We start from the raw sequence: 9604 nt of genomic DNA on the forward strand, positions 1-9604 counted from the left end.
AAATCATGGGATACAAACTCGATACCAACATGCGCGCCACACTGGTCATAGACGCCCTTAAAATGGCGCTGGATGCACGATCGTACCAAAATCAGCAGATCATCCATCACAGCGATCGTGGAATACAATACTGTTGCCCCCAATTTGCGGAGTTTGCCGCCGCCAACAATATTCTGCTGAGCACCAAACAACAATACGATCCCTACGAAAACGCAGTGGCCGAAAGGGTAAACGGAACCCTGAAATATGAGTTCGGACTCATCAAAACTTTACCTAATTTAGTCACGGCGCAGAAAATGGTAAAACAAGCCATCAAGATCTATAACTCCGAGAGACGGCATTACAGCCTGGACATGCAGACACCGGATTTTGCCCATCGGAACCAACAACATATTTATAAAAAATACAGCCTGAATTAATAACCAAAAATGGTCAACGTATTTCAGGACAAGACAAGTCCCAACATGAAACAACTGGATGACATTATAAACTATTATTTAAAAACCGATTCGAACTACGCGGTTATGATTACTGGTGACTGGGGAATTGGTAAAACCTACTATTACAAGAATGTCCTAGCAAAGCAAATAAAAGAAACGATAACCTTTCAAAATGCGAGAAAAAAATATAAGCCAATAATTGTTTCGTTATTTGGTCTATCGAGTATTGAGGAAATACAAACTGAGATCTTCTTGTCTTTATTTCCTTTGCTGAAAAATAAGACGATTAAGCTAGGTGCAAGCATCGGAAAATCTTTAGTAAAAGGAATCCTTAAGTTAAAAGGTTTAGGTGAATATGGTGAAATTATTTCTCAAACAGAAACAAACACAAATGATTGGATAAATTTCAATGAAATTGTTCTCTGCTTTGACGATTTTGAGCGCCTAAGTAACAAGTTAAGCATCGAAGAATTAATTGGTTTTATAAACTCTCTAGTAGAAAATGAAAGTATTAAAGTAATAGTACTCGCCAACGAGGATAAAATTCCGAAAGAAAACTATCACGCGCTTAAAGAAAAGGTTATTGGTAACACTATTGAGTTTATCCAAGACATCAGCCAAACTTATGACAGCTTAATCCAGATAAAATTTTCCGGTTTCTCAGAATATCGAAAATTTCTCGAACTTCATAAAAATCTAACTCTAGAAATATTTGGTCGCGCGTCAAACAACATTCGCATACTTAGTTTTATACTTGACTACTTTCACACAATTTATTCAGGTTATATAACATCGCTTCCGCAAAATGACATCTTGCGAGAATATGAATCCGAAGTCTTTCCTAGAATCCTAAAATTCACGATTGCAGTTGGTTGTCTTTACAAACTTGGTTCAATTAGTTTTAAACGCAGAGAGAATATCGAAGAATTTGCATTTTTCGATTTAGATGACTTAATCTTGGATGGACGAACTCCCAAAAAAATAAAAACTGATGACGAAAAAACTATTCGTGAAAAATTTATTGAAAAATATTACAAAGACGATCTTTACAAATTTTTTTCATCGATTTATGATTTCATAACTGGAGGAGCAACATTTGATTCCAACACCTTAATTTCAGAATTAAAATCTCATTTTCATATTCAGGAAAATGCAATTCCTATCGCTTATGAAACTTACAACAAATTAGGTTATCCTGTAGTTTTTGCATTAAAAGATAGTGAATATATTGCATTGACTAGGCAAATGTTAGGATTTGCCGATGACGGCAATTATGACCCACAGAATGCCGTAACAATTTTTTATTTTGCTACTAGGTTTGGAAACCCCTTAAATCTTAACTTAGAAAAACTGGAAAGGCGAATAATTAAGGGTCTTTATAAAGGCGTAGATAGCTATAAATACGTTGCTTCGTTAGATATGCATTTAAGAATTGATGACGCATCGGAACATCCTGAACATCTAAAAAAAATTAGAGCTGTCGCTATAGAAATTAACAATTCATTGATGCAAGAAATAACAAATGAAAAATATCGTGGGATTGAAGAACTATATAAGAATGATATTGATCAATTTATAGGTAAGTTAATTGATAAAAAAGACAATTATTATTATGAACCGGTACTTGAAAGTTTTAGTATTAGAAAGTTCTACTCTTTCTTTTTAAATGCGAGTGGTGAAATCAAATGGAAAATTAACGGTCTATTCAAGCATCGATATCCAGAACATCCATACTCGGGACTGAAAACAGAAGTTCACTTTTTGGAAGGACTTCTTCAGAGGATTGACAAGAAAATAGAATCACTTCCAAGCAAAGGATTAAACTCATTTGTTTTTAATGACTTTTCAAAAATTTTAAAACAATCTATTGAAAGGTTAAAAAGTTAAAACGGCAGCTAACCGCCGCTAACCGCCATGGCAGCGGGCTGAGGTGATACAAACATACATTTTCCAAGTCGTAAAAGCAAGATTTTTTCAAACAAAAAAGTTAGAAAAAATCATTGCTTTCACTACTTTTAGTCTCGGCGGAGAGATCCGTCTCCGGAAGGCTGCCACGATCGGTTAGCGGCCTCACGTTACTTGCAAGCCGGCGCTGCGCGCGAGCGCCCGATTTGACACTATTTTTTTCAAAAACGACCGTTTTTCAAATCGGGCGCCGTGGCAATTTTAGAACCAACCTCGTAACAGAGAGTACAAGGTAAATTGCCACGCCAATCTTTGTGTCTTCGGCCTGCAAGTAACCGCCGCTAACCGCCATCGCTGGTTTAGAGTAATTAGAACTTCAAATTTCCAGAAGTCGCGAAAACAAGATTTTTTCTGCTTTGGCAAGCTTGAAAAAATCGTTGATTTCGCTACCTTTATTCCAAAGCAGAGAAAATTCTCTCCGGAAGGCCGCGACGGCGTTTAGCGGCCTCACGTTACTTGCAAGCCGGCGCTGCGCGCGAGCGCCCGATTTGACACTATTTTTTTCAAAAAACGACCGTTTTTCAAATCGGGCGCCGTGGCAATTTTAGAACCAACCTTGTAACAGAGAGTACCAAGTAAATTGCCACGCCAATCTTTGTGTTTTCGGCCTGCAAGTAACCGCCGCTAACCGCCATCGCTGGTTCAGAGTAATTAGAACCGGAAATTTCCAAAAGTCGCGAAAACAAGATTTTTTCTGCTTTGTCAAGCTAGAAAAAATCGTTGATTTCGCTACCTTTATTCCAAAGCAGAGAATATTCTCTCCGAAAGGCCGCGACGGCGTTTAGCGGCCTCACGTTACCAGAGATTTCCAAACTCACAATTATGAAGATAATATTATTGATTTTATACTTTTCAGTTTTATTTAATGCCTATTCGCAAAGCAAAATGATATTTGTGAACGACGATCTAGAGGAAATTACCGAAAAAAAATATAAATCTTCTTTAAGCAGTAGCGAATATAGAATAAGCTACGATTTAGATACTTTAACATTGAACGTGAGAGTTCAGAGAATTAAAGAGGACAAACTTTCTTCAGATGAATATATTTCTATAAAGAATTCTCTTGAGAAAGCTTCAGGGACTAAAATACAGGCTGGCAATACGATCGTAGTGGATTACTTTCCAGGTATTGACAGGTGCAATACTGCATCCATTCCGAAAGATCCACAAATTCTTTATTTCAAAGAAAAGTATGCAACCGAAGTAAGTAGTTTAAAGAAAGTAAATCAATTTTTTGTTTATAAAGAGCTTGAAGGAACTCAAGCTTACGGAAAAAAGATAATTTGGACGGCAGATGAGAATCAGATAATCGAAAAAGCCTTTTTTAAACTACCCTACCCTTGCGGAAGCTACGTAATTATTTACAGTGATGGAAGGTATTATAGTTATAAAGGTGAATACAATGCAAACGACATAATAGCGAGGCTCAAGAACGAAACCTCTGGTAACCGCCGCTAACCGCCATCGCTCTTTTACGGTTAATTAAACCAACTTTTCCATAACTTCGCTTTCGTTCGGCAGAGAGATTTCTCTCCGGAAGGCCGCGACGGCGTTTAGCGGCCTCACGTTACTTGCAAGCCGGCGCTGCGCGCGAGCGCCCGATTTGACACTATTTTTTCCAAAAACGACCGTTTTTCAATCGGGCGCCGTGGCAATTTTAGAACCAACCTTGTAACAGAGAGTACCAGGTAAATTGCCACGCCAATCTTTGTGTTTTCGGCCTGCAAGTAACCGCCGCTAACCGCCATCGCTGGTTTAGAGTAATTAGAACTTCAAATTTCCAAAAGTCGCGAAAACAAGATTTTTTCTGCTTTGTCAAGCTAGAAAAAATCGTTGGTTTTGCTGCCTTTCGTCTCGGCAGAGGGAATTCTCTCCGAAGGCCGCGACGGCGTTTAGCGGCCTCACGTTATGTGCCATAGCCGATCGAGAACACCGGTAGAAACTCGTAATGAATCCTTGTCAAGTTCCGATGTAAAAATCACTTGCGAACGAGGGTTAAAAAATAAGACTAATTAATATCATGTCGGGATGAAAATGAAATACACTTTAATGCTCTTGCTAATTGTTGTAAGTTCAATCGCTCAGGAAAAGAGAAATGAGCTGAAAGTTGAATTGATTGTAGACAAAGAAAACAATTATTCTACCGCAGTTGCCGAATCTCCATATTTCGTTAAGGAAAAGGTTCTACAAATCTACCCTGGTGAAGATTTAAATATAGAGGTTGAGATAAATGAGGGAAATATATCAACGATGAAAGTAGTTGACGTAGTAAAATTTCCAGAGCGAACGATTAGTGTCCGTTTTTTTCAGGAATCTAAAGATCGCCAAAACGCCCAGATGATACTTGTAGTTAAGAATCCCTTTTCAAAAAAATTACTTTACGATGCAATCATATACCTGCCTGTTATGGAGAAATGGACGCGAACCAGTATAATTCCAATTCTACCAAAATTAGTTGGCTATGAAATGTGGCCCGATGTCATTGCAACGATAGCTTTAGAAAATTGGAGATTTATAAATTAAAAATTGCTACGGCCCATAACCGCCGCTAACCGCCATCGCTGGTTCAGGGAAATTAGAGGCTGAGATTTCCAAAAGCCGCGAAAACAAGATTTTTTTCCGCTTTGTCAAGCTAGAAAAAATCGTTGATTTCGCTACCTTTATTCCAAAGCAGAGAAAATCCTCTCCGGAAGGTCGCGACGGCGTTTAGCGGCCTCACGTTATGGGCAATAATTCGGGAACATCGTCTAAATTTGGCAAATGGATATTACAAATCATTTAAAAGAACAAAAGTATGTAGCATTTTTGGATGTTTTAGGATTCAAAGAACTTGTTAGAACGAAGGGAGAAAAATTAAACCGCTATTTTAAAACAATTGAAAATGCGTTGATTGATATAGAATCTGATAAAAAAGAAATTATATTGCAACTTGTTAGTGATTCTACAATATTAGCTTGTGATTTTACGAGCCAGAACTTACGGCTTCTACTCAGAGCAGTTCAAACCATTCAATCGAGATGCGCACTTGAAAACATATGGATTCGCGGTGCAATTACAATCGGTGACATCTATTTTAATAGAGATTTGAACATAGTTGTTGGAAATGGTTTGAGTGATGCATATTTACTAGAATCTCAAGAAAAATTTCCACGCGTCATTATCGACCCAAAAATTCTTAAGGCGGAATATGGTTTTGGAACTAGAAAACGGTTTATCGAAACGTTCAATAACGCCCAAGAAAGAGATAGAATCGCTCCATTAATTCATGATTCATTAGGACAAAATGATTCAATTGAAAACGAGGCTATTTTTGTAGCTTTTGCAGAACGAATAATCTATGAAAATATTAATAACCTTGACATTATTTATGGCAATATTCAAAATGAACTTTACAATAGCCAAATAACATATCAAAAGTATTTGTGGCTAAAACAATATTTTATTAGTTCTTTGACCAAAATGTCTTATTACTACGAAAATATGAGACATTTTAGGTTACCGTATGATTCCAAAACTTATGGAAAATTAGATGCTTATAAATCTAAGTTTGTCAATCTATAATTACTGCCCATAACCGCCGCTAACCGCCATTGCTGGGTTTGAGGTAAAATGAAGTGCTTTTACCTAAGCCGTAAAACTAAGAATTTTTCTGCTTTCCAAGCTAAAAAATTCATTAGTTTTACTTCGTCCGCGTTCGGCAGAGAGTACTTTCTCCGAAAGCCAGCAACGATCGGTTAGCGGCCTCACGTTAGCCGTAATTTTATAAAAATCGACCATGGAAGACAAATTAAGTATCATAGATTCGTCTATCGAAAATCAGATTAAGTTCGAGCTCCAAAAACTTGGTGGAACAAATAGAGATAAAATTTTTACCAAGTTTTTCGGTGCAGCATTAGGAAGTATTCCGTGGGTTGGAGGATTTTTAACGGCGATGACAGATTTGAACTTTGATGACCAATCAAAGAACAACGAGCTTTACGAAAAATGGTTGGAAGAACATAAGATAAAAATGCAACATCTTGGAGAAACATTACTGCAAGTTGTGCAGCGTCTAAATGAGTTTTCTGAAGAAATAGATTCGCGACTTGAAAGCGAAGAATATCTACAAATTGTCAGGAAATCGTTCCGCATCTGGGATCAAGCTGACACATTTGAAAAGAGAGATTTGATAAGAAAATTATTGACCAATGCCGGTGCTCAAAAATTAGTTGCGGATGATTTAATTCGATTATTCTTAGATTGGTTAAACGCATATCATGAAATTCATTTTTCGATCATAAGAGCAGTTTATCAAAATCGATATTCTACGCGTGCTCAAATTTGGAATGAAATAAATGGCACTCAAGTAAGAGAAGATTCGATGGAAGCCGATTTGTTTAAAATGTTAGTTCGAGATTTGAGCATGGGCGGTGTAATCCGGCAAGCTAGAGAAACTGATTATTATGGAAATTTTATAAAAAAGCCAACTACAAAAAATAAGTATTCTTCTAGCACAATGAAATCTGCTTTTGACGATAATGACGGATATGAATTAACTGAACTTGGACAAAACTTTGTACACTACACAATGAATGAATTAGTTAATCGAGTAGATTAAAACTACGGCTAACCGCCGCTAACCGCCATCGCTCCTTTACGGTTAATTGAACCCACTTTTTCCATAACTTCGTTCACGTTCGGCAGAGAGTATCCTCTCCGGAAGGCCGCGACGGCGTTTAGCGGCCTCACGTTACTTGCAAGCCGGCGCTGCGCGCGAGCGCCCGATTTGACACTATTTTTTTCAAAAACGACCGTTTTTCAAATCGGGCGCCGTGGCAATTTTAGAACCAACCTCGTAACAGAGAGTACAAGGTAAATTGCCACGCCAATCTTTGTGTTTTCGGCCTGCAAGTAACCGCCGCTAACCGCCATCGCTGGTTTAGAGTGATTAGAACCAGAAATTTCCAAAAGTCGCGAAAACAAGATTTTTTCTGCTTTGGCAAGCTAGAAAAAATCGTTGATTTCGCTACCTTTATTCCAAAGCAGAGAAAATTCTCTCCGGAAGGCCGCGACGGCGTTTAGCGGCCTCACGTTGTGCGCTATTAGTGAAAACCACAAACATGAAACAGCTTTTCTATTTCCTATCCATTACTTTTCTTTTTATTGGGTGTAAAGAGGAATACATTGTCAAAGGTAATCAAGTATATCACAAAGGCTGGAATGAAGGCGTGGGCAATTATGAGAGATTGTTAGACGGTGCTGACGCAAAGACGTTTGTAAATCTTGAGTATTCCGGTGTAAATGCAATCTTTGGGAAAGACAAATTTCACGTTTATATGGATGGTAAAGTCGTCCCATATTCCGATCCTAAAACTTTTGAATATATATCAGACCATTTTTTTAAGGATAAAAATTCGATTTACTTTTTTGGCTTTTATAGCTCAGAGCAAGATTGGAAAATTGATTCAATAGTTCCATCACAATTTAAACTGATTAAGTATCCTTGGGCTACAGATGGGAAGTCATTAATTTGGGGCTATAAAACTTTAGAGGTTGACGATTTAAGTTCATTTAAACCGTTAAATGAAAACTGGGCAAAAACCAAAGACAAAGTTATATTTCAAGCTAAAGTTTTAAATAATGTAGACTATGACTCATTTGAAGTTATAGACGATTATAATGCTCAAGATAAAAACGGAAAGGTTTTTAAATTCTAACAGCGCACAACCGCCGCTAACCGCCATCGCTGGTTCAGAGTAATTAGAACCTAAAATTTCCAAAAGTCGCGAAAACAAGATTTTTTCCGCTTTGGCAAGCTAGAAAAAATCGTTGATTTCGCTACCTTTATTCCAAAGCAGAGAAAATTCTCTCCGAAAGGCCGCGACGGCGTTTAGCGGCCTCACGTTAGCTGTTATTGCAAAACCACGACTTATGAATGATGGAGAAATCATGCTTTCATTAATGGAAGAACTGCGAGAAATGCCAGAGTTCCAAACATTGGAAAAAATTAGACATTTTGGAATCTCATTAGAAATATTTGAAGGTAATTACGGTGAATTAGTTCGACATCTTGAGATACATAATAATCCCAGAATCTCGATGGAATTAATGGGTGTTAGAAATAAAGCAAAGCTTCACGCCTTCCGAAAAGAGATTACAAGACATTTGCATAACTATATTGCCTCGGCTCTTTCACTTACAGATCATGCAAGAAATCATTATCGCGAACTATATTCCCATAATGACCTATTCCCAGAATATCAAGAAGAAATTAATAAACGGTTTGCGAACAATAAGTTGGCTGTATTTATTAAAGATTTACGCCAATATTTCCAACATTACCAAGTTCCAGGTGTTTCCACACGCTTAGTATACAAAAAAGATGCTCCGGAATTTATTATGACCTTTTTACTCACAATTAAAGGTCTACGCAAATTTTCCGGCTGGCATAAACTCTCGCAAGAATTTCTTAGAGAACAAACAGACGATATTGATCTATTGTTTATCGTAAATCAATATCATAAATTAATATTAGACTTTTATGACTGGTTTATATCCAAACAGTTAGTAATTCATGAAGATGATCAAATAAAAGTCGAGTTGCACAAGGAGAAGATGCGGAAGCTTGAAGTTATGAGAATACTTATGGATTTATTAATTCATACCCCAAGTCCCGAGGATTTTGAAACAGACTTACATAGAATTTTTTCAGATGATGAAATAGACATTATGGATATAACCTCAGGCCATAAGAAAATTGAATTAATTATGAATCTATTATCACAAATAAAGGATTTAAGCGAAGAAGAACGCAATTCAATTTTTAGAGTTTATCAAAGCAACAACAGCTAACCGCCGCTAACCGCCATCGCGGAATCTCGCAAAATGAACGTTCAGCTTCCAAAGCCGCAAAACCAAGATTTTTTCTGCTTTGGCAAGCTTGAAAAAATCTTTGGTTTTGCTACCTTTCGTTCTCGACAGAGAGAATTCTCTCCGAAAGGCCGCGACGGCGTTTAGCGGCCTCACGTTACTTGCAAGCCGGCGCTGCGCGCGAGCGCCCGATTTGACCCTATTTTTTTCAAAAAACGACCCTTTTTCAAATCGGGCGCCGTGGCAATTTTAGAACCAACCTTGTAACAGAGAGTACCAGGTAAATTGCCACGCCAATCTTTGTGTTTTCGGCCTGCAAGTAACCGCCGCTAATCGCCATCGCTGGTTTA

Annotated in this window: 8 protein-coding genes; all 8 read left to right on the top strand. The window is 37.7% G+C overall.

What is annotated here, in order from left to right; genetic code table 11:
* On the top strand, positions 1-419 hold a 419-nt coding region (locus tag HC229_RS16245; protein ID WP_191021562.1), incomplete at its 5' end, for an integrase core domain-containing protein.
* Positions 420-464: 45 nt separating this feature from the next.
* Positions 465-2327: a P-loop NTPase fold protein gene (locus HC229_RS16250; protein ID WP_191021563.1), complete on the top strand. Its 1863-nt coding sequence runs from the start codon at positions 465-467 to the stop codon at positions 2325-2327.
* A gap of 900 nt (positions 2328-3227) precedes the next feature.
* A complete protein-coding gene (locus tag HC229_RS16255) occupies positions 3228-3863 on the top strand; it encodes a hypothetical protein (protein WP_191021564.1) in 636 nt (211 codons plus the stop codon).
* Positions 3864-4433: 570 nt separating this feature from the next.
* The gene (locus tag HC229_RS16260) at positions 4434-4928 is read left to right on the top strand and encodes a hypothetical protein (protein WP_191021565.1); all 495 of its coding nucleotides are present in this window, start codon (positions 4434-4436) and stop codon (positions 4926-4928) included.
* Positions 4929-5165: 237 nt separating this feature from the next.
* Entirely contained in the window at positions 5166-5966 is an 801-nt protein-coding gene (locus tag HC229_RS16265) for a hypothetical protein (protein WP_191021566.1), read from the top strand.
* Positions 5967-6180: 214 nt separating this feature from the next.
* Positions 6181-7002: a hypothetical protein gene (locus HC229_RS16270; protein WP_191021567.1), complete on the top strand. Its 822-nt coding sequence runs from the start codon at positions 6181-6183 to the stop codon at positions 7000-7002.
* A gap of 502 nt (positions 7003-7504) precedes the next feature.
* The gene (locus HC229_RS16275; RefSeq protein WP_191021568.1) at positions 7505-8101 is read left to right on the top strand and encodes a DKNYY domain-containing protein; all 597 of its coding nucleotides are present in this window, start codon (positions 7505-7507) and stop codon (positions 8099-8101) included.
* 214 nt (positions 8102-8315) lie between these two features.
* Positions 8316-9236 carry a hypothetical protein gene (locus HC229_RS16280; protein ID WP_191021569.1) on the top strand — a complete coding sequence of 307 codons (921 nt, stop codon included), beginning with the start codon at positions 8316-8318 and terminating at the stop codon, positions 9234-9236.
* The last annotated feature ends 368 nt before the right edge of the window (positions 9237-9604 follow it).

It is taken from the genome of Flavobacterium selenitireducens (assembly GCF_014748335.1).
GTDB classification, from domain to species: Bacteria; Bacteroidota; Bacteroidia; order Flavobacteriales; family Flavobacteriaceae; genus Flavobacterium; species Flavobacterium selenitireducens.

Excerpts from the sequence above, each read along its gene's own strand:
- HC229_RS16280 (WP_191021569.1), top strand. The coding sequence starts at position 8,316 with ATGAATGATGGAGAAATCATGCTTTCATTAATGGAAGAACTGCGAGAA.
- HC229_RS16270 (WP_191021567.1), top strand. The coding sequence starts at position 6,181 with ATGGAAGACAAATTAAGTATCATAGATTCGTCTATCGAAAATCAGATT.
- HC229_RS16260 (WP_191021565.1), top strand. The coding sequence starts at position 4,434 with ATGAAAATGAAATACACTTTAATGCTCTTGCTAATTGTTGTAAGTTCA.
- HC229_RS16265 (WP_191021566.1), top strand. The coding sequence starts at position 5,166 with ATGGATATTACAAATCATTTAAAAGAACAAAAGTATGTAGCATTTTTG.
- HC229_RS16255 (WP_191021564.1), top strand. The coding sequence starts at position 3,228 with ATGAAGATAATATTATTGATTTTATACTTTTCAGTTTTATTTAATGCC.
- HC229_RS16250 (WP_191021563.1), top strand. The coding sequence starts at position 465 with ATGAAACAACTGGATGACATTATAAACTATTATTTAAAAACCGATTCG.
- HC229_RS16275 (WP_191021568.1), top strand. The coding sequence starts at position 7,505 with ATGAAACAGCTTTTCTATTTCCTATCCATTACTTTTCTTTTTATTGGG.